Here is a 25,506-nt window from a genome sequence, read left to right as displayed (position 1 = left end):
ATGTTTTGAGAGAAACGCCATGATCATCAGATCCAGAATTCCGTCTATCGGGTTCGTTTTGTTTGCGAGCCTTTGTTCTACGGCTGCTTTCGGGCAGGAAGGGTATCGCACCCCTCCGCAAGCGGCGGTTGACGTGCTTGACATTCCACCGCCGCCAGCAGCCAGCGTCAGTCCGGACGGTCGATGGATGGTGGTGACGCCATTGAAGGCGATGCCGTCAATTGAAGATCGCGCGGCGCCGATGGCCAAACTTGGCGGCGTGCGCGTCAATGTGACGACGAACGGTCCATATAATACGCCCCGTTATGATCTGAACTCATCTTACACCGGCACCGGCACGTCCTATCAGCTTCTTGATCTGAGTGACGGCGGGGAGACTGCGATTAACGCGCCGAACCAGAAGCTTGGTCCGCCACTTTGGTCTCCGGACAGCAGCCGCTTTGCGTTCCTGCACACCGCCGAAACCGGCATTGAGCTTTGGGTCGCCGATGCGGCAACCGGAAAAGCCAGTAAGCTGTCAGGCCCTTCGATCAACGCGGCGCGCAGCATCGACAATGAGTCTGATGCGCCTTGCGCCTGGTTGGACGAAAATGCGCATTTGCTTTGCCATTTCGTACCGGCAGATCGCGGCGCTGCGCCGAAGCCGGGCGTCCCGGCAGGTCCGGCCATTCAACAGACCGATGGCGTTGAGGCGCCGGTCTGGACGTTCACCAATTTGCTGACGAACACCTATGACGAAACGCTCTACAAATATTACATGACCTCCCAGCCAATGGTGGTTGATGTTGAAACCGGCGATGCGACGGCGTTTGGCAAGCCGGGAATTTATCAGGAGCTTTCGCAATCGGACGACGGAAAATACTTTCTCTCGATCCGCATCAACGAGCCTTATTCTTATCTTGTGCCGGCGAGCCGCTTCCCGAAAGAAGTTGAGATCCTCGACAGCAAGGGTAAGGCCATCAAACATGTGGCGTCCTTGCCGATGAACAATGCCGGTCCGGAATCCATGGGCTGGGCGCCGGCAGGCGCGCGCGGCTTTCAATGGCGCCCGGGCGCAACTGCGGGCCTGGTATATGTGGAGCCGCTGGATGGCGGCGACCCAAAGAACGAGGCGAAGTTCCGCGACAGCATCAAAATTCTCGACGCACCGTTCAAGAGCAAGCCAAGAGAATTGATGCGGACTACAAGCCGCATGGTCAGCCCGGACAGCAACTGGCGCTCTCATGCGCTGTTTAAATTCACCGAGGACGGCAGCGCCGCCATGGCGAAGCAATTCGCATGGGCGACCCGCGCCAGCACGATGTGGCTCCTGAAATTTGACAAAGGCGCCAAGCCGACAGTTCTGTGGGAGCATAATGACGACGACTGGTATGGCGATCCTGGTTCCCCAGTGGCGAAATCGGGCGGAGACGTTCTCCTTCAGGATGGTGACTGGATCTATCTCGCCGGCGAGGGCGGTTCTGCGGATGGCGACCATCCGTTTTTAGACCGTTATAATCTCGCGACAGGAAAGACCGAACGTCTGCTTGCGACTGAAGGTGAAAACTATGAGGAGGTCATTGCGGTTCTCGATGACAGCGCGTCGAAAGTCGTCACCAGCTATGAAACCAGCATTGACTATCCGAATTATTATCTGCGCGACCTCAATAGCGGTGAACGAACAGCATTGACCGATTTCAGCCAGCCAAAATCGGCGCTGACAAAAGCGATCAAACAACAGATCAACTATGTTCGCGAAGACGGCATTCCGTTGAGCGGAACGCTCTACCTCCCGGAAGGCTACAAAAAGGGCACGCGCCTGCCGACATTGATCTGGGCTTACCCGCGTGAGTTTGCGAACAAGGATGGCGCAGGCCAGGTTCGCGGTTCCTCCTATAAATATTCGGGCATGTCGCAGTCGACCGGGACAGACTACATGCTGTTCATCACGCAAGGATATGCTGTGCTTGCGAACGCCGCCATGCCGATTGTCGGCGGGCTGGAAGCCAATGACACCTATGTGCCGCAGCTAGTGGCCAACGCAGAAGCCGCCATCGACAAGCTTGTCGACATGGGCGTTTCCGATCGCGACCATATCGGCGCTGCCGGTCTTAGCTATGGCGCATTCATGACGATGAACCTTCTGACCCATAGCGACCTGTTCGCTTCGGGCATCGCCATGAACGGCGCCTATAACCGGACGTTGACGCCATTCGGCTTCCAGCGCGAACGCCGCACCTTCTGGGAAGCAGAAGACGTGTACATGACCATGTCGCCCTTCATGCATGCGCCGGATGTTAATGAACCGGTTCTGATGTTCCATGGCGAAATCGACAGCAACACCGGCACCTATCCGATCCAGTCGCAACGCATGTTTCATGCGTTGAAAGGTCTGGGCGGCAACGCCCGCCTGGTGATGATGCCATATGAAGATCACATCTATGCAGCACGCGAGAGCAGGTTGCATGTGCTCGCCGAAGAGTTCGACTGGTTCGACAAATACGTAAAGAAAGCCGGCAGGAAGTAAGCCTGTATTTCACAGCCCGCGGCGGAATGAAAAGACAACATCATTCCGTCGCGAGCCCGTGGAAAATAACTGCAATCGAGCTGCCTTGACCGGCGGCGTTTCTGATCGACATCAAACAGCCTGCCAAGGCAAAGATAACAATCCGGGGAATTAGATGAAAGCGAATTTGCTAGCGCTGTCGGCGGCGTTCATTGCGCAGGCCGTGCTCTTTCCGCAGCTCGGCCATGCGGCGCCGACCACTCCTGAGGAATTCTTCAAGCAGCCGCCGGGTACGGACTATTATCTTGCCGACTACACCGAATATGAGGGCTATCTGAAACGCCTTGCGGGCGAATCAGACCGCATGAAGCTGGTCGATATCGGCAGAACCGCGGAGGGGCGCACGCAATGGATGGCGATCGTTTCCAGCCCGGATAATCTTGAAAACCTCGATCAGTACCGCGCGATTTCGGAGAAGCTGGCCCGAGCCAAGGATCTGAGCGTAGAAGAAGCCCGACGCCTTGCCGCAGAAGGGAAGGCGGTCATCTGGATTGACGCAGGCTTGCACGCCACCGAAGTGGTGACCTCCCAGGGGCAGATCCAGATTCTCCACAAAATGCTGAGCCAGAATGATGCAGAGACGATGCGGATGCTTGACGATGTCATCATTCTCTTCGCCCATGACAATCCTGACGGCATGGAGCTGGTCAGCGACTGGTATATGCGTAAATCAAAAAAGGAAGACCGCGAATTCGAACATCTGCCGCGTCTCTATCAGAAATATATCGGACACGATAACAACCGTGACAGCTTCATGGTGCAGATGCCTGAGACGGAGAACATCAACCGCGTACTCTTCCGCGAGTGGTATCCGCAGATTGTCTACAATCAGCACCAGACCGGCCCGGAAGGCATGGTGGTGTTTGTGCCGCCGTTCCGTGATCCGTTTAACTTCAACTATGACCCCATCGTGATGGCGCAACTTGACGAAGTTGGTTCCGCCATGCATTCGCGGCTCCTTTCCGAAGGAAAAGCGGGCTCGGGCAAGCGCGGCGCGGCGCCTTACTCCACCTGGCACAACGGCATGGTGCGGTCGGTTTCCTATTTTCACAATGCGGTTGGCTTGCTGACGGAAATCATCGGCGGGCCTACGCCGACGAAAATTCCGCTCGCACCATCCACCCAATTGCCGGGCGGCGATGAAATTATGCCGATTCCACCGCGCGACTGGCATTTGCAGGATTCACTTGACTATCAATGGACTCTCAACCGCGCAGTGATTGACTACGCCTCGCGCAACCGCGAGCGGCTGTTGTTCAACATCTATCGCATGGGCGCCAACAGCATAGAAAAAGGCAGCCGCGACAACTGGACGGTGACGCCGTCAAAGATCGCTGAGCTTGCAAGCGCAGCGCCTTATGTTGCTGAAGGAGATGAGGACAAGTTTCGCCGCCCCACCGCGCCGAAGCTGGTGGATCCCGCGCTTTATGCAAAGGTATTGCAAGCGCCGGAAGACCGTGATCCGCGCGCTTATGTTATTTCGCCTGAACAGCGGGATTATCCGACGGCGATTGCATTCCTCAATGCGTTGATCAAGAACGGCGTTGATGTGGAGCAGGCCGAAAGCGCTTTCAGCGCCGGCGGCAAAACCTATCCGGCTGGCGCCTATATCGTGCGAACGGCGCAGGCCTATCGCCCGCATATTCTCGACATGCTTGAGCCTCAGGATCATCCGCATGATGAGGAATATCCCGGTGGGCCGCCCAAGGCGCCTTATGACATCACCGGCTATACGCTGGCCTATCAGATGGGTGTGGAATTCGACCGGATATTGGACGGTGTTGAAGGCGATTTCGCGCTGGTCGCGGATTTGATTGCTACACCGGCTGGAAACATTTCCGGCCAGGGCAATGCCGGATGGATCATCAGCCATGACGCCAATAACAGCTTCATTCTCACCAACCGTCTGCTAAAGGCCGGGCTTCATCCCGCCTGGCTGACAGCGGGGGTGAAAGCGAGCGGTATAGATATGCAGCCCGGCGCCATTTGGGTTCCCGCTTCTGATGAGGCGCGTTTGATCGTTGCTGCAAGCGTCACGGAGCTTGGGCTAACCGCTATAGCTGTGGACGCTGCGCCTTCTGGTGAGATGATCGCGCTCAAGCCGGTTCGAATCGGCCTTGTCGACCGTTATGGCGGCGTGATTCCAGTCGGCTGGACACGCTGGTTGCTGGAACAATTCGAATTTCCGTTTGAAACTGTTTATGTCCAGCGTCTCGACAAGGGGAATCTCGCCAAAGACTTCGATGTCCTGCTCTTCGCTGACGGCGCCTTGCCTGCAGGCGGCGCATGGGGTTCGAGCAGACCTGAAATCCAACCCGAACGAAAAGACATTCCAAGCGAATTTCGCGGCATGCTTGGCGAGTTTACGGAAGAAAAAACGTTGCCGGCGATTGACGAGTTCGTGCGCGGCGGCGGCGCGGTCATTGCGCTTGGCAGCGCCGGCCGTTTCTCGCAACTTCTGGAAACGCCGTTGGAGCCGGCGCTCGCTCAGACGGTCGACGGCGTTGATGCGCCGCTCGACAGCAAAAAGTTTTTCATTCCGGGCTCAATCTTGCGTGCGAAGGTGGACAATAGTGAGCCGCTCGCCTTCGGTTTGCCGGATGAGGTGGATATGTTCTTCAACCGCTCGCAGACCTTTGTGTTTGCTGCGGATGCAGATGATGTGCGTACGGTTTCCTGGTTCGAAGGGCGCGACCTCTTGCGCAGCGGCTGGGCGATCGGCGAGGAGCAACTTGCAGGGACGGTTGCGATCGCGGATGTTTCGGTCGGAGATGGCAAGCTCTTTGTACTAGGCACGGAAGTGGCGCAGCGCGCCCAGCCTTACGGCACATTTAAATTCCTGTTCAACGCTCTCTTATATGGCGGCGCAGAACGGAATTAAGGCTTGGTCAGTGTCTGCCAAAAGCGGCGCTGAGCGTGCGCCAACTTTTGTTCAATGACGCCCGGCGGTGTTTGCCTGCCGACTCTTCTGTCTGCTGGCGCCGCCGCGCGTTCGGCGGCGGCATAGCTTGGCGGGCTTGCCGGTTTCATCACACCGGTCGCCCCTGGCCTATGAACCGAAGAGGGCGATCTCCAGCTTGTAATATTCCCCGTCGTATTTCTGCAGGCCAGAGTTTTAAAAGGCCGCCCTTATGCGTTGTCTCGATCCTCACTGGCGCCGGAGAGCCTGATAGGCGGGGTAGGGGCTGACAGTCCGGACCTTTGCTTGCGGCCGAAATTGTGGCGATGCGCCATCGCCGCCACTCAGCCGCCGACATGCAAAATTCGAGACCGCTGCTACCTGATCACGCTTGCGCTTTCGGGGCGAGCTTTGCGGTGTAGTATTTACGCTCAGGCAAATGCGTTCGGGTCCCTACGGATACTAGACGCCAGGCTTGGTTGGGCGCCGCTTTTCCGGATAGGCTTGGAGCCGGGTCCCAGTCATCAGGTCGCCAAAACTCGCGATCCAGATCGGCGACGCGGCCATCGCTGCGGATATTGACGCTTGCCGGTGGAAACGTGGGGGTGAGGGTAAAAAGTGTTGTGAATACAGCGCATTATGGCGACGCTAAACAAATTTCAGCGTCGATCCACAACCTTGAGAAAGGCATTTTGGTGCCAGGAGAGGCATCCTACCTAGATTTCCATAGCTGAACATACGAGCCATTTAAGCAATTAATTCAATTAGGTAATTTGGTTCCGGAAAATCATCGCTGAACATAGAAACACCCTGTTTCGCATGCTATGAGTGGTACTGAAGGGTGGGCTGAATTTGGCCCATTTGTTGGGGGACCGGGGTGGGCTGTGCTGTTTAATGCGCTCAACAACATGAAAGCTCAAAAGCTCGACGCAGGCAAGTTTGCGGACGGGCAGGGCTTGTGGCTCATCAAGCGCAACCGGCAACACGGGAAGTGGATTTTGCGGCTGGTGGCGGCTGGCCGTCGTCGCGAGATGGGCCTGGGCCGCTGGCCGGATGTTTCAATTGCTGAAGCGCGGGAACGGGCAGCCAAGGCGCGTCGGCAGGTACGGGACGGGCTTGATCCCATCGAGGAGCGCCTTAAGGTACGATACAAGCCCAAGCGCCTGACCGTGCAGGAAGCGATTGTTGGTTGCCATGCGGCCAAGGAGGCGGAACTAAAGGGCGAGGTGAACTCAAATCGCTGGTTGTCGCCACTGTCGGTCCACATCGTTCCGACTATTGGCAAGGAAGCCATCGAAGACCTCGATCAGCACATGCTCATACGGGCGCTCGGGCCAATTTGGCACGAGAAGCCGGAGGCGGCGCGCAAGGCCATGAACCGGCTGGCGATCACGCTGCGCCATGCTGCTGCGCTGGGGCTTAAGGTTGATTTGCAGGCCACCATGAAAGCCAAGGCGCTGCTCGGTAAAGCCCGCTATGAGGTGACGCACATTCCCTCGCTTCCCTATGGCGACGCGCCCGCCTTCTACCAAATGCTCTGCACCAAGAAGTTAACGAGCTGCCTGGCGCTCCGGTTCCTGATCCTGACGGTGGCGCGAACCAGCGAAGTGCGATTTGCGACGGTTGATGAAATTGATGACGATGTCTGGACACTACCGGCGGCGCGCACGAAGTCGAACCGGGAACATCGTGTTCCGCTTACGGATGATGCGCTCAAGGTAATTGAGCTGGCGCGCAAGAAATCAGATAACAGCCTGCTGTTTCCTTCACCGTCAGGCAAGGGTTTGTCTGACGCCGCCATGGCAAAGTTTATGAAAGATAGCGGCCATGATGCTCGCCCGCATGGATTCCGGGCGACGTTCCGGACGTGGGTCGAAGAACAAACTGACGCTGACTATGAGACCAAGGAAGCCGCGCTGGGACACGCCGTCGATTCTGGCACTGTGCGTGCCTATCAAAGGTCAGATCGGTTTGAAAAGCGGCGCACGGTTATGAAGCTTTGGGAAACTTTTCTGACCGGACCAAACAGGGCGTAAGTTTCGAGTTTTGGACAGTCGTCTCATCGTGGCCTTTCGGCATCAAGCCCTGGCGTTTCCGCGCCAGATACCAACAAAAGTACCAACAATTTCTTTTGCTGCAGGAGTGCGAGTCCCAGGACGCACTGCGTCTACTTTTCAATAGCTGAACAAAGCGGACACTCAGTCATCTAATTAAATGAGATATCTTCGTTTTTAGTTCTTCATCCGTAACATAGATTCTCTTTAATTTGCACTTTAGAGAGTGGGCTAGTAGTTGGTTTTTCGGAATGCGCTGAATAACCTGAAAGCTAAGCGGCTTGGCGCGGGTAAGTCCTCTGAACGACGGGGGCTTTGGCTCGTGAAGCGCGATCCTGACAAAGGTGAATGAATATTGCGCCTCTATTTTGGCCGCAAGTGCCGTGAGGTGGGGTTTGGTCAATGGCCTGATTTGTCGCTGGCTGATGCCCGAAAGCGCGTTGCGGCGGCCGAGAATCCTAGTCGGTGACGGCACTGATGCAATCGAATCACGTGCCAAGGCGCGGTTCCGAACTGCGAGGCCACACGGTGTTCGTTAGACTTTCCGAGATTGGGCGGAAGAGAGCACCAATGCAGATTTTGAGACCAAAGAAACGGTGCTTGGGCACATGTCTGAAATAGTGTTCATCGAGCTAATCAACGTTCAGAGTTGGCGGAAAAGCGGGGCGAAATGCTCAGAAAGTGGAAAAATTTCCTGCCGACGATCAGATCCAGCTTATGCCTATTCGATGTGTTGTCCGAATATAGTCATATTATATGCGAGCCCCCACGAAATATCGTTGAATTTTTGGTGTTAAAAGACCATGTTTCAGAAGTGTTTAGTCTCGCCCCATAATGTCGAAGGGGATATAGATGCACGAAACCAATGAATAGGATAACTTAGATTTTGAAATTGCGGTACGGCAAACTGCTGGCATTGTGCCAGCGACCGTGAATGTGAAAACGCCGCGTAAAGAGTACCTCGACGTGAAGCTTGTACCAATAGACATGGTCCGGGCGTTTGAGGAAACGAACTCTGACAAGAATCTTTATATGAACTTGACGCTGATGTTGTGTGGCGCGATCCTTGGCGTCATCGCAACGATGGTATTGTCGCCGCCTTCAAGTGGTTGGGGCGACGATGCATATGTACTTTTGGCTTCGCTCGTCATCTTTTCGACAGTGATGGCGTTCGTATGGCGACGCGCATCAAAGAAAGCGTCAAAAGTGCAGAAACAGCTCTTTGACAAACAAATGCATGATTGACGTCAATGGTTGCGAAACGTTTCAAAGTTTCTCTAAACCGTATGATTGGAAGCATGTCAGGCTTTCCGCAGTTGAATTGGGATTTTGAAAAATGGGACGCTAAGCGCGTTTCTTTTGAACCCTTCGAAGTTGATCAGCAAATTAGTGGTATCTCGAACACTTTGGATTCCGATGGAGTGGCAATATTCGATCTTTCCTTCCCTTGCCTTGGTAGATGAAAATTGTCCGTCCATCGATATCTACGTCAGTATTTCTAAGATTCAGGAGCTCGGTCTTACGCAGTCCCGTAAAAATATAGGTCGAGAATATTGCGTGATTGCGAAAGCGCAGATAGTCGTTGGGGTAGGGGTAATTGTATACGGTTTCGAGAATGCGGTGAGCCTGAGCGGCGCTCAAGTCTTTGGGAATGCTCACGGCCCGGCGCGGCAATTCGATATTGAGTGCTTGGTTTGCGGTAAGATATTCACGGCGCACACACCAGGCAAAAAACACCTTGAGTTTTTTGCAGTAGGTATGGGTGGTGCCAGGCTTCCAGCTGCGCTTGGAACGGCCATGCATGATAAAGGCGCGAACAGTATCTGTCGTAGCCTCTTCAATTGAGGATAGCTCTGCGAATTTTACATAGGCACGCAGCACAATTCGGTAGTTCTTAATGGTCGCAGCCGTATAACCGCGCAAGTGATTGCATTCGTGCAGAAATTGCTGCACGAGGAATTCTGGATCGTTCATGTTTGATGTTGGTTAGTGCAGTATCCCGTTGCACAATACAAATGGCGCTTCGTCAACGCTCTACTTTCGTTGAAAGGTGGTCCACGAATTCAATTTTTTCTCAAAAAAGAATTGTAAAACAACAATAAAATACAAAAGAGGGGTAGCCTTACTTACATCCTGGAAATCGGGGTTCGATTCCCCGTGGGATCACTATATTTTAAGCCGTATATTCGCAATATTGGTGATAAAACAAAGGTGGTAAGGTCGACCAGTTTCCCTGTGTATTTTAACTCAAATGTGGGTTGAGAACGAGATACTGCAGATTAATTAATTGGTACGTCTACTAACCATCATACAGTGGCATCACAATCTATCAAGCGACAACGCATGAACAGTGTCGCGTACATCTTCAACGCCGAGCGAGCGCATATAGACTTGTGTCATTTGCAAATTGCGGTGTCCAAGCAGGCTTTGCACCTTTACCGCCGACACATTCCCCCGTCCCAGCATGCAGGCGAACGAATGTCGGAACTGATGCAGGTGGAAGCGCACGCCTGAAGCAGCGCGCATTTTTTTCACCCAGTGAAGGAAGCCGTGTTCGGTCCATGGCTTGCCGCGGAACGACAACCACAGATCTTCGCATGCTAGCCGCTACCTACGCCGCTCAGCGATGTATTCTTCCAGATGCATCGCTGTTGCTGCTGTGATTGGGAGTTTGCGCGTGCGCTTCGATTTTGAAGTCTCGCCATTGATGCGGAGTATTTTGTTAGTCAGATCGACGTCCATCAGACGCAAAGATAGCATTTCGTTTTTGCGCAAGCCGCAGAACAACAACACATGCAAGATCGCCATATCGCGCTTGTAGAGGAATGGGCTCTGCGCACATTGCGTCACGGCACCAAAGATCTTCTCTATTGCATGTTTCGTCAGTGCTCTATGATCAGAATAGTCTGCAGTTGGCAGGCTCCGCTTCGTGATGGGGTTCACTTGCAATTGGCCGCGCGTACACAGCCAATTGAAGAAAGCATGGAGTTTCGTGCCATAGGTGCGCAGCGTTGACGCTTTCAGGCCATTATTGACGATATGCGCACCGATTTTCTTTGGGCGATTTCTTAGCCGGAGGAAGAAATCATCAATCGTCTGATGCGATATCTGATCAGCGGTCTCGATCTCAGGCAAGATGGTTCGAAAATGACGAAACACATCGCGATAGCTTTTGATCGTCGTTGTGGACAGGCCCTTTGTATTGATGCAGTGCGAAATAAATTGATCGAATTGTGTTGTGAGCTTTGTTGTCATCACGCTATTTTATTCGCATCACCAATCAGTCATAGAACCAGAATTTTACTCATGCTGGATATCGGCGGATAGGTGCTTGCTGAAAAAAGTTTCGGTGCGACGTCCATCCACCATCAAACGAACAAAGGCCTGATAGTTTGGGAGATTGATGAGGTCGTGCTCAGTGGCGGTTTCTAGCTGCCGGGAGAACAATGGCGAGTCATGCAAGCCAATCCGGAAGACAATCATGCTTCCAACGTTGCCGATCACAGCCTCAAATACTGATCGGTCAATTTGAAATGCATATTGTTGGGACAGAATGAGCCCCAATCCAAATTTTCGCACTTCCGATAGCATGTCCGCAAATGCTGTTGTTGCAAAAGAGTGAAACTCATCGACATAAAGATAGAAGGGACGGCGCTGTTGCTCCGGCGTATCATGACGCGAAAACGCAGCATTCATGATGCTTGACGCTATCATCCCGCCGAGCACATTCGCCGTATCAGCGCCTAGCTTTCCTTTTGCCAGGTTTATGATCAGCACGGTGCCTTCATCCATGATTTTGCGGAAGCGCAGTGGTTTTTCAGGCTCACAGATTGCACGCCGCACGACTGGATGCGCCAGAAATGCGCCAAGCTTGTTCCCAATCGGTGCAAAGCCGTCAGCGGCGTTTTTGTAGTTCATATTGCGATATTCTTGCGTCCAGAAATATCGCACTTGTGGATCGCTGATACGGTTGATGATGTGGTTTCTAAAGCTGCGCTCGACAAAGAGTTTCGGGATGTCGCTCATATTCGCTTTCGGTTGCTCCAACAGCGCCAGGACTGCATAGCGAAGCAAATGCTCCATGCGCACGCCCCACGCATCAGCCCATTGTTTTTTGAGGGCGTCAATTAAGCCCGACGCCACCAATGGCCGGTATTCCGGCGATACTCGGGTCAGTGGGTTGTATCCATAGGGTGAGGTCGGGTCAGCCACATCCCAGTAGAGGCAATTGTCGTCCAGATGATGTCGAAGACCTTCCGCTAAATCTCCATGCGGCTCTATCAAACACAAGCCATTTCCACTCCACGCATCCTGCAAAATAAGATTGTGCAGCAACGTCGATTTGCCGGTTCCAGTCTGCCCCACCATAAAGCAATGGAATTGCCTATCGGTCTGCTTAATGCCGAAGGGCGTATTTTTGTAGCGCCCATAAGCGACGCCGATATTGGTTATATTTTCGCGGGGCTCGACCATCACGACACTCTCGCTGTCATTCAGCGTTGGTGCGAGACCGTGCAATATCTGCATGGAGATATGTCGTGAATTTCAAAATTTTCGAGCAAGCTCGAATTTATCCGTGGTAATACGGTATACTATAATACAGCCAAATTTTTGCAGCCGTTGATATTTCGCTGTCCAGCGTTCCGGCCTGTTGCATTGATGACCCACTCATCAGGAGAGATTAGCAGTATATTCCGCTCACTCTACACAACATAACTTGGAAAGGTTGACACCTTTCCGTCTTTGCCATGCCGAGTAGGCGGTTTTGGTTCTCTGTGTGCAGATATCCGTATTGGGATATTCCACACCCTAGTGCGTAAATTAGCGAACGCTTAGACTGAGCTCATATTATTCATAATCAAAAATAATCATGACAACCGAATTTGCCATGGATTTGCGTCTTGCCAGGCGTAAAGCCGGTCTCACTCAGCGCGACTGCGCGCATTTGCTTGGCGTACCGCAATCGAGGGTTTCAGCGTTTGAAAAGGGCCAATTGCTTCCCTCGATACAACAGTTGGTTCAATTGGCGCTGATATTTGGTCGAAACTTTGAATGCCTGTTCTCGCAGCTTGCAGCCGACAGCAAGCTAACAATCCGAAAACGCATCGCATCGCTTCCAAAAGAGGTCAGAAGCTATGTTGGCACCTTTAATCGAAGCAGTACGATCGATCGCCTGACGCGGCGATTAGCTTCTAAACCCGATAATCATGGCAGCGCTTAGGGTATTAGCAATCGCCGCTGCAACCGGCCGTGTGGCCTGCGTATTTTTGTCGACGGCCGCTTGCTTGACTGGCGTGTGTCGGAAAAGGCTGCAAAATCGTCAGAGAACGCCGCTGAAGTAGCGCAAACTTGGATCAACGAGCTGCAACCAAATATTGTTGTCACCGAAAAGCTCAACGACGGCTGTGCAAAAGGGGGGCAAGACAAGACAACTTGTTGACGCCATCATAAGAAACGCCGCGCAAAACTATCTGCTCGATGTTTCGGTGAAGCCAATACGTCATCACGAAAACAAATATCGTGAAGCTCAGGCGCTCTCTGAAAGGTTTCCGGAAATTGCGTCATGGCTACCCAAGCCGCGCCGCTTCTTCGATAAAGAGCCTCGCAACATCGTTTTGTTCGAGGCGATAGCTCTGGCGCTCGCGGTACTGCAACGCCCCACCACGACGCTGGCTGCTGCCATGTTGTAGACTGGCAGATCAGCCCCAGTGTTCTTTTGGTTGCTTTTACTGACGGCACTTCCCTGTCTCGATCATTTTCAAACTCCGTTCGTCGCCGAGTGCGCCCGCACTCAAGGGGGCGCACTCAACCGGCGAAAGGAGCCCAACAATGACAAATGATGAAAAAGAAGACGAAGCGCAAAAAGTAAAAATTCGTGCGCTAAACGACAACTTCCGAGAAAATGCTATTGGAAATGGATCAATCGTGATCACGTCTGGCGTGCAGGCGCTTGGGCAAGGCACAATGACTGAAGTGATCGCTGCAGTCCAAACCTACACTGCCTTTTCAGAAGACAATGATCCCTATCGTGAGCACGATTTCGGATCACTGGAAATTGCAGGCGAAAAGTTCTTCTGGAAGATCGACTATTATGATCTTTCGCTTACGGCGCACTCGCCAGATCCGACAGATGAATCCGTCACGCATCGTGTCCTGACGGTGATGCTCGCGAGCGAGTATTGAGATGGATCGCCCCTCTAGAAAGGGGGGCGATTTTTATTTGTTCGCCTGGCAAGAGCGATCGAAACGTTTGCTATGAACCTAACAATTACATGCTGGCCTAGTCGACGCTCGCGGCGGGCCGATCCGCAACACCGATGCGCCTAAATTAGCGTTTTATGAAGAACAAAGTTATTGCCGATTCGGTATAGTACATATATTTTTATTTATTCGTCATTTTCTCTGCTGGGGTATAGAGATGGGATCTGTACAAAAGGAATGGGACCCGTCCATTCCCGGTCAAAATGTCAGGCTGCGGAAGAACCCTGGCGTCCAAGGGCGAACGACTGGAAAAGTCAGACCCAGTGGAACCAATACATTGGTGCAGGTGGAGCTCAGTCCCACCGAGAAGAAATTCTACGACGTTTTGACACTGGAGCGCGTTGTCGCCTCACAAGACCCGCTCGAGCTTTTTCAGGGCGGTCGCTTCGGCAACCCGAGCGATCTTCGAAGAGCGCTAACCTTCGAGAAGCTTAATGGTGAGCTCACAAACATTTTCTACTCAATGGAGTCTAGCAATACAGACTTCTACCCCCACCAATTCAAGCCGGTCTTGCGGTTTATCGAGATCCCCAGTTGGGCGCATGCTAATCGCTGATGAGGTCGGTCTCGGGAAAACGATCGAGGCGATCTACATCTGGAAGGAAATCCAAGCGCGCTACAACGCACGCCGTTTGCTCATTGTCTGTCCTGCGATGCTACGCGCAAAATGGATTGGCGATCTCAAAGAGCGGTTCAATATCCGCGCCGAGCAGGTCAACGTCCACGAGTTGCACCGCAAGCTCTCGGACATCGCTCAGGATCGAAGCGAAGATTCATTCGCCTATGTCGTGAGCCTTCAGTCCATTGGAGCTCCTGCCGGTTATGCGGACAGTGAAGATAGGTCGTCTCGCACCAAGTTGGCCCAACTCTTAGACCGTCATCCGGCCAACCCATCTTTTGCTCTTCTAGACCAAGTCATCATCGATGAGGCGCACTACCTGCGCAATCCGTCGACAAGCTGGAACCGTGTCGCACATCTTCTGAGGGATGCGACACGCCACCTGGTTATGCTGACGGCGACGCCAATACAATTGAGGGACAACAACCTATTTCAACTAATGCGCCTCATCGATCCCGATGAGTTTCACGATACGCAAGTGTTCGAAAGTATGATTGAAGCCAATCGCCATATAGTGCGCGCGCAGCGCGCTCTATGGCGGCAGCCAGCGCAACAAGCGGAAGCGATTGAAGCAATCTCGAATGCTCAAAGTACAGAGTATTTTCGGGACGACAAAGGGCTCGATCGACTGCTTGGCGTCGTGGCGGCACAGGAGGTTTCGAACCAAGATCGAGATCGACGTATTGCGCCACTTAGAGAGCCGTTCATTGCTCTCGCAATACATGACGCGAAGCCGAAAACGGGAAGTCCTGAAGAACCGCGTTGAGCGGCATCCGATTGTGCTGCGCTTGCAGTTCACGGAGGAAGAAAGCGCGGTCTATTCGCGTGTGACGGATCGCATTCGAAAACGCTCATTTGGTCAGTCAGGCGCCCATCTGTTCTCGCTACTCGCCCGCCAACGTCAAATGGCAAGTTCAATTGTCGGCGCGCTGGAAAGCTGGGAAGAAAAGGGCATCTCGGACGAATTGTTGTGGGATGACTTGGGCGAGCTCGATCTCGACTTTCTTGGTCTTCAAGGAGGCGATCAGGAAACGCTCGATGTGGAGGATAGCGAAACTGCATTCGGAGAGAGCTTTAATATCGCGACGCTAGAACGTGGCGACACCAAATACGAAGCGCTGCGCGATTTTCTAAAAAAAGAGCTTGCCAAAAACCCCAGTGAAAGATTCGTTGTATTCGCCTTCTACCGGGGCACGTTGAAGTATCTGCATCGGCGCTTGTATGCTGACGGGATCAGCTCAGTAGTCATGATGGGAAACAGCGATGTCAGAAAAGACGAGATTGTAGCCCAGTTCAAGGCTGCAAATGGCCCCTCAATTCTACTTTCATCAGAAGTCGGAAGCGAAGGAATAGATCTGCAATTCTGCCGCTACCTCGTGAATTATGATCTGCCATGGAATCCAATGAAAGTAGAACAACGCATCGGTCGACTTGACCGCCTCGGGCAGATGTCTGCGCGGATTTCAATTGTGAACCTGTACGTCGAAAACACTGTTGAGGATCGAGATCCTGGAGCGGCTGTATAACCGCATCAACGTGTTCCGTGAGAGCATTGGGGACTTGGAGGACATACTCGGAGAGATTAGTGAGAAGATACTGCCTGATCTGCTCAATCCGAATCTAACCGATGCCGAGCGCGAGCGGAACGCGAAGGACGCCGAATTGGCGGTCGTGAATACGCAACAGCAACGTAAGGAGTTGGAAGAAGAAGCCGTTAATCTGATTGGGTTTTCGGACTATATTTTGGAGAATATCACGCAAAGCCGTGAGCGAGGTCACTGGTTGAGCGGCAATGAAATATTGTCGTTTATCGACGACTTTTTTGCCAAGAATTTTGCCGGGTCGAAAATTGAAGCGCATCCCGAAATGCACAGTGCGCACATTCAGTTATCCAGAGATGCGCAGCTGGAGTTGGCGCAGTTCATTGACAGCAAAAAGCCGGCCACTCGAACCAATCTTCATAGGGCCGGCAAACCGATCGCCTGCATTTTTGATCCGCGTAGCACACAATCTGTCCCGCTAGGAGATGAGTTCCTAGACCCATCGCATCCTCTTATCCAGTGGATCAAGGACCGCTATCGCCATGACGCCCGGCAGATCTATCAGGTGGCGTCAGTGCGAGTGAGCGCGGAGAGCGCCGGACTTGCTGCAGGAGACTATGTTTATTGCATTCAGAAGTGGACGCTGAAAGGGATTAAGTCTGAAACAGAGCTTGCCTTCACTGCTATGCGCATGGGTGATGACGGGCTAATTTCAGGGGCGGAGGCCGAAGCGCTTGTCTATGCCGCCTCGCGTGCAGGCACTGCGATAGCCAATGCGGCGAACGTGCTCGGAAATATTGATAACCTCGCCCTTATCGCAGAGCACTGCGAAAACGAACTCTTCAATCGCTTTGATGAGCGGCGCGAGGCGTTCGAGACGGAGAATGCGGTGCGATGTGCTCAACAGGAAACCAGCACCCGCAAATATGCCGAGCGGCGGATTGCCGATTTTAAGGGGCGCATCGAACGGGCGCAGGCTGCTGGCCGACCGAACCTCATCCCGATGAACCGGAAACAGTTGGAGAACGAAGAGAGCTACAGAGATGAGAAGTTCGCGCGCATCCAAAGAAACCGCACGATTGAACCATCAGCGGCAACGCTGGCTATGGGTGTGATTCGAGTGGAGGCGCGCAATGGTTAGCAAGCTCTTCAGCAAACTGCTCGAAAAACTGCGCAGTCAGAAACTGACTGCGCCCGCAGCGAAGACAAATAGCGACGCACTGCGTGAAGTACTTCGTATCAACCTCGGAATCGATTTTGGAACCAGCTATACCAAGGTCTGTTTTCGCGATTTGAGTGAAGAAATTTCAGGCATTGCTCGGCTGGATGGATCCGGAATTATCCCTTCTGTCGTACGTGAGGATGGCTCGGGTCGCCTATCGATGGAGCATCATGACGCTGCATGTCCTATGGCGCACACCCATCGTTATCTCAAAATGCAGTTGGCGGGTCGTACGGAGTCAGAAGGCACCAATCCCGAAGAGTGCAAAGCACTGTCGGCGTGGTTCCTCGCTAACGTGCTGCGAGAGGCTCAGGATTGTTTGAAACGAAATGAGGCGGATCGCTTTGTGGGGCGTGACGATCAGTGGTCGGCGAATGTGGGCGTGCCGGTCGAATGGTACGATACGACGGCGCTTGGCGTGTTCGAAGAAGTTCTTCGTGTCGCTTGGAGCTGGAATCTTAACAGCCGCATTCCGACTTCCAAGCTTGACGCGGTCGCGAGCTATCGCAGCGACGCGGCGCTCGCCGAAAATTATGCAACTGACTTCCATGCGATTCCAGAGATCGCGGCGGCGGTGCAGTCCTTTGTGATTTCGCGGGAAGCCTCACCGGGGCTGTATCTTTATTTCGATATCGGAGGCGGCACGGTCGATGGCGTCTCCTTCAATTTCGAGAAGGAACAAGGCGAACCTGAGATCAAATTCTATTCAGGTAAAGTTGAGTCTCTGGGTATGGCGCATCGCCGCGATACACCTGAATTCTGGATCGCACTGCAGCGTCTGGTGAGCCACGTCATTCAAGGCGCAAAAGAGAAGGACAAGTGGAGCAACTGGAGACATCCTCGCGGAAGGCGGGATGTAAAGAGCATCCAGCCCGCCCACCTCATTCCAGATGACAAGCTTGAGCCCTTGCCAGTTTTCCTCGGCGGGTACGGTTCGAGTGATAAACAGTATTGCGAGCACCTTGCGGCGACCTACAAGGCTTTCAATCATGGTAACGCCGGAATCCCGCCCTATGCCTTGCGCACCGTTCCCACGCCGAATGATCTGTTAGGCAATCACGAGTGTGATTTTCGTCGCTTCGCGATCGCCTATGGGCTCTCCATCCAACATGGCACTGGACCTGAGATTCGATTGCCAAGCGAGCTGCCGGATTATGATCTCCCCAAGCCGCGCGGTGCGACAGATTTAGACAGTTATATGGACAGCAAGGACCTATGTTGACAGGGAATCATCGATCAACCCCGATGGGTGGCTTTATCAAAGAAAACTCGAAAAATGCTTCTCGATAGCGGTGGCAACGGCTCAATTGTGATCACTTCAGGCGTTCAGGCGCTAGGAGAGATGGCGGTGTCGGCCGCGCCAGCATCAGTCGCCAACGCATCAAGCGCGGACAATCCCGCTTTAGGCGTCAGCCAGCCCGGTTCGATTTCTTGAGATTGAAAACGGCGCAAAATAGCTTGCTCTAGTTCTCTGCGATCGCCTTCCGCCAAATATTTTGCATCAACCTCATAAATGAGGCGTCTCGCCAAAGCCTTCAATCGCGTATCATCAAAAGCATTAGCAATTTCTGCGCGGTCGGCCCAAGGCACGGCATGAAACTTATTGATGCGGTGCTCGTCACTTTTGGAATAGAAGCCCTCATAGATGCGCTCTTCGATTTGCGCTTCTGGATCGTCTTCATAATCAACCTCAACCTCCAACATTGCCGCAATCAACCGGTCGCGCAGCGCGACATCGCTCTGAAGGTAGGTCGCCCGCTGTCGTACAGCGTCGGCATCGAGGGAGTTAAATTGTGGATAGGCGGCGAGTTTGTCGAAACTAGTCAGGAGCGGTGAGGCGTTGGTTTTAATTCTTCGGATGGGGCGGGGCGACTTGAGAACCTCCTTTTCGAGCTGCTCGGGTGTCATAAGGACAATCTGATCAAAATAGTCATCAAGCACAGCAGCGAATGCGAGGCTGGAACGTTGCGGATGATCGCCAATCCAGGCGACCGGATAATAACTGCCTTTATTGTAACGAAAATCGGTGAACAGAAACGCTTCACCGGTGGTTATGAAAGTCTGGACGGTGCGCTTGTGCGCCGCGGCGCGCAGGCGTCGCCAAAGATCAGGGACGACATGGGCGATTTTCTTGGTCATGAAGATGGTCGCTTCAACGTCGACGAGAGCATCATGAGCATTGGCGTGCGCAAAGCCATTTTCCGGAGCGAGGTTTTCGAGTTTAAAACTTGGCTTGTCATCAATTTGCGGAATGTTCAGCGTATCAGGCGCGAACACGCTCGCCGCCTGCATGAGACGCAGGGCGTCGGTGCGTCCATTGCCGTTGGTATTGGTAAGATAGGTTGGGTGCAGCGTTTGATAGAAGGCGGAGCGTAACATCGCCTCGTCGTAGTTTAGGGAGTTGTATCCGATATAGATTGCCGTTCCCCATTCTTCGAGTTTGGCGCGAATGGATGTCATCATTTCATAATGGCTGGGCAGCGAACGGTCGGTTAGCATCTCGGCGGTGACGCCAGTGACTAGCATCGCTTTAGGGTGCGGTACGATATGCAGCAACAAGCGACAACGAAAATTGAACCGGTCAATTTCGTTGAAGTCGGCGTCGGTCTTGATTGCTGCAAATTGCAGAATCTGATCAAAAAATGGATCCAGCCCGGTCGTTTCGGTATCGTAGAATATCAAATCCATTAAGAAACACCGATGGTTGGAGTCTCGGGAGACTTCTGCGCTAAAGAGATCGCGATGCCGAAATGATCGCTAAGCACTCGGTCATCATCTGTCATGTTTGGGATTGCGTGAAGGTGTGAAACTTTAAAATCAGAAGTAATTGCGACATGGTCGATCGTGGGAGCGGACGAACCTTCAATTGGGCCGCTGGTCACTATTCTAAATTTTTCTCCCAACGCATCCATCAATGCCTCATAGGCGTTTATTGGTGCGCGTTTACGCGGTATGGTTTGATTGAAGTCGCCAAGCAGGATCGCTGGCCCATCAACGCGTTTTAAGACCCTCTGCAATCCCGCCAAATATTTCAGATGTTCTTCCCAAACATGACTATCGCGCCGACCCGTCGACACATGTGCGCTCATCCACGGAATACACACACCGATAAGCCTAATGGTACCGATGTACGATTCCGCGTTTGCGGCGACAAATCGACCAGGCGGCAGGAATGGATCACCGATTTGATCGATTTCCGAGAGCTCCATCCGGTTCAGCAAGCGAACTTTGCGCCGCCCAGCTGTGATGGGGTAACCGTAGTCAGATTGAGCGTCGATGCTTGTGAAACCGGGAAGCTCAAACGAAGTGTTCGACTCGGTGAAACAGACAATATCGGGTGTGCACGCGTTAATCCGGTTTAGAATTTCTTCACCGTGTCCGCCATTTGCGCTTCGCCAAGCGATATTCCAATTGACTATTGTGAGGCCAGCATTGGCCATCAGAGTTGAAACTTAGAAATCATTTGTGAGATCGAAGCCGAATCGATCCCGCCTTTTTCGTCATCATATGTGACGATGAGCGATCCGGACGGTCCGCCACCTTGCGCGTGATCAATTATGCCCTGCGTCTCATACCAAGTGCGTTTTTCTTCCCAGCGCCGTAGATATTCGGGGTCATGCATCAGGCCGCAATGTTCCCAATAGTAGGTGCTCCCTGTGTCGTCATCTTCGATCGTGAAATCGGGATACTTAACAACCCCGCTTAGTTCCAAAGGATATTCGTAGTGATAATCGACGCCAGCGGCATGCAGGAGATTGGCTATGATTACTTCGGATTTGGATCGTACCGCATCGCCGCGGGTTGTCCGATGGATCAAGCGCTCTTCAAGGAACTGGCCGGCTATCTCAACCTGGGAAGGAGCTTTGAAGAGGTTGGTGAGGCGCGTTGCACGCGCTGAGTGCCATTCCGCGCTTAAACTCTGTATGTCGACTGCAGAACCCTGATGCAGGATCACGACCTTATCTTTCTGTCGCGTGAGCGCTGTGTAGATGAGCTCGCGCGTCAGCATCAAAGGCGAACGCGGCAGAATTAGAAAGACGGTGCCGAACTCGCTGCCTTGCGCTTTATGAACGGTCAAAGCGTAGGCGAGGTCGAGGCTGAAATCGTTATCGTCGCCCTTGGGCTCATAAAATGTAATGGACGAACCAATTTGCGTTGAGAATTCAACGTTCAGATGTTTGGGGACGCCTTTGAATTTTCCGGCGCGCAATTGTCCGATGACAATACCGATTTCTCCATTTGCGAGATAGGCGTCGCTTTCCGGTCTCGGGTAAACGCGGTTCTTTCTGACCTTCTGGTTTTGATGATTAATAACTTTGTCGCCATAAATGATTTGTGCATCGCCAAAGGGACGTGGAATTTTCCGCTGCCAAGGCGGAACGTTCTTACGCGCGAACTCCAATTGAGTTGATTTGAAGCGATTATGAAGAAGTTGGTTAACCTGATCCACGCCCCACGGCTTTTGGCGAACGGGTGTTAGGATTTGCCAATCCTCCGCATGCTTGCCAGATCGGTTCCAATTGAAATACGCGTAGCCGCCCTTAAGTGCTCCGCCAAGACTACATGCGAAGGCCTGCCAATCCTCGAGTAACGGGTCAAACTGTAAATTGCGAGCAAGCGCCTCCGGCAGAAGGCGTTCGAGCTCGTCCGGACTTTCCCAGCGAATAAATTCGATAGTCTCGCTTTGCCGTTGGCCAGACAAAATCTCAAAAACACGATCGTCGCCGGGGCTGATTGCTCCACCGCCAAACCAGGCCGCGAGTTGCAAATCTTCTCGTTCGCCGGCGTTCTGCCGGCGTGGGATGGTCAGTTCGGCATAATTTGCTGCGACTCTTGGAAACCGGGCCTCGATATCATTCGGTTGCAACTCGGTGATAATGTCTGCGAAAGGGCGACCTGCCCCGATGGGTGGTAATTGCCAGGGATCGCCAACCAATATTAGACGATGTACGCCGCTCAATGCTTCAATGAGCGCTGCAAGCATCTCTTCCGTGAGCATAGAGCATTCATCGACGATCACCGTGCGCGCGCATTTTTTCCCGGTCTCGCCAGTGAGCACGTAGCGTTGCAAATGCGGGTCGAAGTGTTTGGTTGGTAGTAGGAATTGAGCGAGCGTTTGCGCGCTGAAGTTGGAAACGCCAGATTTTCGAGCGATGTCTTCCATACGCACGCGCGCCTTGCCAGTCGGCGCTAGCATGACGATGTGGCCGTCATGGATTTCAGGGCGCTGACACAATACTGATAGCAGTGTTGTTTTGCCGGTTCCGGCCGAACCGATGAGAACGCTGATCCGCGCTGCCGCGATTTCCGACAACGCGGCGGCTTTTTCGTCGCGGGCTCGTATTTCGCGATCACGCTCCTCTCGTTCTACCGGCAAGACTGGCAAGTGCTTGTCGAGTTCGGCGCGCCAGTCGATTTCAAAGTCGTCGAAACGCTTACCGGTTGCACGCTTTTGCACCGTTTGACGTATTTTTTCGCCTGCGCTCGCCAACCTTACCAGTTGATAAGCACTCTCGCCGTTCGCCATTTCCACGATGCTGATTTCACCGCTAAAACGTTCGTCTTCTGCAACGGCAAATGTGTCGGCGGTAACGTTCGCTCCTTCTGTTTCATCAGTGCGTGTGCGTAGGGCGGTAATAATCTCAGCTTGGCGGCGCAATGTGTCGCCTTGATTCTGCTGCCATTTCAAGCTCGCGGATTGTTAAAGCGCGAAGGCGACGACCATCGCTCGGCGTGTTAACAATTGTGGGCGCAGAAAGTGGGTGATTTTTCCGAATGAACGCAGTCGGAAAAACTCCGCGATCAACGCCATCAACACTGAGCGGCGTCCTTAGATGCCGTGTCGTTTCATAAAAGAGGTAGGGGTTTTCGACAAATGCGGCATCGCCGAGCTCAATGCCAGCTTCAGCTCGTTCTTCAGGCACGGCAAGTAGGTTTGCCTGTTCAGGCGAAAGGTCCATCCGACTGAGAAGCTCAAGGAACCGGCGTCGCTCGGGCGGCATCCGTAGCCAGGATTTTGCGACCGTGCAGTCAAGTTGACGCGCCAAGACAGGCCCAAGCTTGGCGGCCGGATCATTCAGCGCCACCTCCCACGCTTCCCAAGGATTGCCGTCTTCTCCCACGTCGTCATAGAGCGCTTGCGCAACGAAGTGACCAAGATCTATACCTGTCGCCCGCAATACAGCGCCGATGCCCGGAAACGCGCCGCGCTTTTTCCAAAGCCGATCGAGCTGTTGATCGATCCATTTGGCCTGACGCTCTATAGGATGGTTGAAATGGTCGCTTGCGCGATCCAGCGCCGCCCGACAAGCGCTTAGGGCGCTGATCGCTGTGTCGTCACTTACATGCTCGGTTGCGAATGAAAATTCTTGAAAGCGGTCCTCTGGCGCGAAGGCGACAACGTCCTGCGGATCAAAAGCGCGGCCCTCGGCGCTTTTCAGAATAGCTTCTTGGTATGGCAGCAGGAATCCATCGCTGAAGTCAGGACGAATGGAGTGTGTAACCATGCGCTCCCAAATGAGACTGCGCAATTTTCCTTCTGGCGATCCGTCGTAGGCGTACTCTGTAAGGCCACCGATCTTTAAGATGCGCCCAGCGCCGATCAAAACTCTCCGGCCAGTGTCTTCGACGAGCGGCACCTGCTTGGCATAGTAGAACACTAAAGACTCTTCGACACTAACATGCCGCCAGAAACACTCGAGCAACGCTTGGTGATTGCGTTTATCTTGAACCCAGTAGGACTCGAATTTCAGATCGGGTTCGAATGCGAGGTCCACATTTTCAAGCGGATACTGGTTGACGAGACCGGGTTCTTTCGCCCTAGCGTCGCCAAAAACAACGGGGCGCATCATCCAACGAAACGGAAGCGCAGCCGTTGCATAGGCTGGGTGCTTTAGCGGCGTCGGCCGGAAATGCGCGTGAGTTTCAGAGTTATTGCGCGCGTATGGATGCTCACGAAGCACCTCAATTGGAAAACTCGCCATGAAGCTTCCGCGTTCTTTGACACATGGTGGAAGCTCGTCTTGCGCCAGTTCACGCATAGATTTGCCGGCAAGAGTTTCCTCAAGCGCCACGTTCTTGCTTTCAGCAATATTGAGAAGCTTGCAGCAAGCGGTATTCTGTTTTGGGTTGCGACAAACCGATCCGTTCCACGCTTGGTCGTGCCAAGGGACCCGAACAGATATGTGACGAGCTGGGAATTGAAGCGTCATATTTTTCTCCCCGACAAGACTTTAAACGGGGTTCCAGTCCTTGCCTAGAGTTTTGTATGTTCCTTTACGGTATGCTGTTATTGACAGAATTGGAGGATTGAAATCAAAGGAGACTGATTTCTGTCTCCCGACCACGACGCCAATCTCCTTTGATTAAGTTCGGGTTTGGCCGCGGCGGCCGGAATGGTGTGCCGAACTCCTCCCAGGTTTGAAATAGCATATAAGGATTTCCATCTGGGCTTTGCTCGCTGACCAGCTTGAGCATGCGCTCGGTGCGGGCCAAGTCGCTTGAAACGTTCAGCCCCAACAGCGGTGTGGATAATTTTAGATGCTCCTTATACGCGCCGTCAGCGATGTAAGCGCGGTACTGTAAAAGGTTTTGGAGCGCGCTCTTGCGATTGAAATTCTTTGATATGAGCGGTTCGGTAGCGCGGTCCGCTTCGACCGCAAAAAACCGATATCGGCTTCCTTCGGGTGTTTTGTATTCCAGTCCGAATAGAGCGTCGGGGTTCAGATCTTTGGTCATCTGCCGCTTTGCTACTGGATCGACAATCGTTACCGGGCAGGACAAATCAGCCTTTGCGCGGTCCAAAATATCGGCTTGCGAAATAAACTGAAGATCGTCGCGTGCGTCGACCGCCAATTGGATCGATGCCGTAATTGAACTCACCATGAATTGGTGTAGCCATGGCCCGCCACTAGATGTGTTTTTCTCGCGCCATTGTCTAGTGGCTTTGAGGGCTCGCTCCCCGGCTGGGGTGAGATCATAGACGAGTTGATTGTAGCGACTGTCGAGCGTCAAAAACTGCTGCGGCGGCCGCGTCAGATACGCGCCGCCATGAGGCGTATTGTCTTCATTGAAGAGATCCGTGAGCCGTTCTTTGGCGCGCTTTTCGCTCGCGTGGCTGTGTTTGGTCGCCTTAAGTAGAAATGACGAGGCGAGGGCCCCATGCCTATGGATCAGTTTCAACCACGCCCAATCACGCGGCAGCAGCGTCACGCGTTTTCCCGTCGACTGAGGTGTTAGACGTTTGCGACGTCCACGACCGTCGCGCGTGGTGTTGATTGTTGTCGATGAATGCTCGTGCATGGATGTCATTTGCTGGTCGACAGGCAAACGACGCATCACTCCTGCAGTGCGTTGCCCTGCCGCT

The 25,506-nt window shown here is 53.2% G+C and carries 18 protein-coding genes and 1 pseudogene; 11 read left to right on the top strand and 8 right to left on the bottom strand.

Annotated features, from left to right (window positions below):
* The first annotated feature begins 133 nt into the window (after positions 1-133).
* From AC0L8G_RS17425 to AC0L8G_RS17410, 4 genes are all read left to right on the top strand, one after another.
* A complete protein-coding gene (locus AC0L8G_RS17425; protein ID WP_473385426.1) occupies positions 134-2,506 on the top strand; it encodes a S9 family peptidase in 2,373 nt (790 codons plus the stop codon).
* A 154-nt stretch (positions 2,507-2,660) separates the two neighbouring features.
* The gene (locus AC0L8G_RS17420; RefSeq protein ID WP_473385425.1) at positions 2,661-5,426 is read left to right on the top strand and encodes a M14 family metallopeptidase; all 2,766 of its coding nucleotides are present in this window, start codon (positions 2,661-2,663) and stop codon (positions 5,424-5,426) included.
* Between the two features lie 902 nt (positions 5,427-6,328).
* A complete protein-coding gene (locus tag AC0L8G_RS17415; RefSeq protein WP_473385424.1) occupies positions 6,329-7,480 on the top strand; it encodes a tyrosine-type recombinase/integrase in 1,152 nt (383 codons plus the stop codon).
* A 984-nt stretch (positions 7,481-8,464) separates the two neighbouring features.
* On the top strand, positions 8,465-8,743 hold the full coding sequence (locus tag AC0L8G_RS17410; protein WP_473385423.1) for a hypothetical protein: 279 nt from the start codon (positions 8,465-8,467) through the stop codon (positions 8,741-8,743).
* 141 nt (positions 8,744-8,884) lie between these two features.
* On the opposite strand, the gene AC0L8G_RS17405 is transcribed toward AC0L8G_RS17410, so the two are convergent.
* From AC0L8G_RS17405 to AC0L8G_RS17395, 3 genes and pseudogenes are all read right to left on the bottom strand, one after another.
* The gene (locus AC0L8G_RS17405; RefSeq protein ID WP_473385422.1) at positions 8,885-9,472 is read right to left on the bottom strand and encodes a tyrosine-type recombinase/integrase; all 588 of its coding nucleotides are present in this window, start codon (positions 9,470-9,472) and stop codon (positions 8,885-8,887) included.
* A gap of 345 nt (positions 9,473-9,817) precedes the next feature.
* A pseudogene (locus AC0L8G_RS17400) lies at positions 9,818-10,753 on the bottom strand (tyrosine-type recombinase/integrase).
* Positions 10,754-10,798: 45 nt separating this feature from the next.
* Positions 10,799-12,025, bottom strand: a complete 1,227-nt coding sequence (locus AC0L8G_RS17395) for a type IV secretory system conjugative DNA transfer family protein (RefSeq protein WP_473385421.1) — start codon at positions 12,023-12,025, stop codon at positions 10,799-10,801.
* Between the two features lie 343 nt (positions 12,026-12,368).
* Here AC0L8G_RS17395 and AC0L8G_RS17390 point away from each other — a divergent pair, with 343 nt between their 5' ends.
* The 7 genes from AC0L8G_RS17390 (at position 12,369) to AC0L8G_RS17360 (ending at position 18,363) form a co-directional block, all read left to right on the top strand.
* Complete coding sequence (locus AC0L8G_RS17390; RefSeq protein ID WP_473385420.1) at positions 12,369-12,719, top strand: helix-turn-helix transcriptional regulator; 351 nt, start codon at positions 12,369-12,371, stop codon at positions 12,717-12,719.
* A gap of 154 nt (positions 12,720-12,873) precedes the next feature.
* Positions 12,874-13,188 (top strand): hypothetical protein, encoded by a 315-nt coding sequence (locus AC0L8G_RS17385; RefSeq protein WP_473385419.1) that lies wholly within the window; start codon positions 12,874-12,876, stop codon positions 13,186-13,188.
* 139 nt (positions 13,189-13,327) lie between these two features.
* The gene (locus tag AC0L8G_RS17380; protein WP_473385418.1) at positions 13,328-13,681 is read left to right on the top strand and encodes a DUF3768 domain-containing protein; all 354 of its coding nucleotides are present in this window, start codon (positions 13,328-13,330) and stop codon (positions 13,679-13,681) included.
* A 620-nt stretch (positions 13,682-14,301) separates the two neighbouring features.
* Complete coding sequence (locus AC0L8G_RS17375) at positions 14,302-15,144, top strand: SNF2-related protein (RefSeq protein WP_473385417.1); 843 nt, start codon at positions 14,302-14,304, stop codon at positions 15,142-15,144.
* Positions 15,086-15,904: a helicase-related protein gene (locus tag AC0L8G_RS17370; protein WP_473385416.1), complete on the top strand. Its 819-nt coding sequence runs from the start codon at positions 15,086-15,088 to the stop codon at positions 15,902-15,904. The genes AC0L8G_RS17375 and AC0L8G_RS17370 overlap by 59 nt, the downstream gene beginning before the upstream one ends.
* Positions 15,873-17,060, top strand: coding sequence for a hypothetical protein (locus AC0L8G_RS17365; RefSeq protein ID WP_473385415.1), 1,188 nt, complete (start codon positions 15,873-15,875; stop codon positions 17,058-17,060). Before AC0L8G_RS17370 ends, AC0L8G_RS17365 begins: the two co-directional genes overlap by 32 nt.
* Positions 17,053-18,363 carry an Hsp70 family protein gene (locus AC0L8G_RS17360; protein WP_473385414.1) on the top strand — a complete coding sequence of 437 codons (1,311 nt, stop codon included), beginning with the start codon at positions 17,053-17,055 and terminating at the stop codon, positions 18,361-18,363. Before AC0L8G_RS17365 ends, AC0L8G_RS17360 begins: the two co-directional genes overlap by 8 nt.
* Positions 18,364-18,467: 104 nt before the next feature.
* On the opposite strand, the gene AC0L8G_RS17355 is transcribed toward AC0L8G_RS17360, so the two are convergent.
* From AC0L8G_RS17355 to AC0L8G_RS17335, 5 genes are all read right to left on the bottom strand, one after another.
* Complete coding sequence (locus tag AC0L8G_RS17355; RefSeq protein ID WP_473385413.1) at positions 18,468-19,829, bottom strand: exonuclease domain-containing protein; 1,362 nt, start codon at positions 19,827-19,829, stop codon at positions 18,468-18,470.
* On the bottom strand, positions 19,829-20,581 hold the full coding sequence (locus tag AC0L8G_RS17350) for an endonuclease/exonuclease/phosphatase family protein (RefSeq protein ID WP_473385412.1): 753 nt from the start codon (positions 20,579-20,581) through the stop codon (positions 19,829-19,831). Before AC0L8G_RS17350 ends, AC0L8G_RS17355 begins: the two co-directional genes overlap by 1 nt.
* On the bottom strand, positions 20,581-22,830 hold the full coding sequence (locus AC0L8G_RS17345) for an ATP-dependent DNA helicase (protein WP_473385411.1): 2,250 nt from the start codon (positions 22,828-22,830) through the stop codon (positions 20,581-20,583). Before AC0L8G_RS17345 ends, AC0L8G_RS17350 begins: the two co-directional genes overlap by 1 nt.
* Positions 22,784-24,352: a hypothetical protein gene (locus AC0L8G_RS17340; protein ID WP_473385410.1), complete on the bottom strand. Its 1,569-nt coding sequence runs from the start codon at positions 24,350-24,352 to the stop codon at positions 22,784-22,786. The genes AC0L8G_RS17345 and AC0L8G_RS17340 overlap by 47 nt, the downstream gene beginning before the upstream one ends.
* 103 nt (positions 24,353-24,455) lie before the next feature.
* On the bottom strand, positions 24,456-25,478 hold the full coding sequence (locus AC0L8G_RS17335; RefSeq protein ID WP_473385409.1) for a replication-relaxation family protein: 1,023 nt from the start codon (positions 25,476-25,478) through the stop codon (positions 24,456-24,458).
* Between the last annotated feature and the right edge of the window lie 28 nt (positions 25,479-25,506).

It is taken from the genome of Hyphococcus sp. D3-15 (assembly GCF_055809375.1).
The sequence above is the reverse complement of the archived record's forward strand: the minus strand, read 5'-3'. Positions and strand labels throughout refer to the sequence as shown.